Source organism: Anoxybacillus sp. EFIL, from assembly GCF_013096955.1.
GTDB lineage: Bacteria > Bacillota > Bacilli > Bacillales > Anoxybacillaceae > Anoxybacillus > Anoxybacillus ayderensis.
Genome location: NZ_SDLH01000146.1, coordinates 1 through 208, shown reverse-complemented (window position 1 = coordinate 208; position 208 = coordinate 1). Strand labels below are relative to the sequence as shown.

Genomic DNA, 208 nt, shown 5'->3' with positions numbered 1-208 from the left:
GCGCCTGCGTCTGCGAGTGATTACGAAGATGATAAATTCCTCGGCGCATGGCAGCGAAGATGTAGCTTCAAGAAGAAGCCATGTTCTTTGAAAACTAGATAACAGGCTGAAAAGTGTGTTTAGTTAAGTTAGAAAGGGCGCACGGTGGATGCCTTGGCACTAGGAGCCGATGAAGGACGGGACAAACACCGATATGCTTCGGGGAGCT

General features: G+C 49.5%; 1 rRNA gene. It reads left to right on the top strand.

Features of this window, described 5'->3' with window-relative positions:
- Positions 1–121 precede the first annotated feature (121 nt).
- A 23S ribosomal RNA gene (locus ES017_RS15725) occupies positions 122–208 on the top strand; the annotation flags it as partial.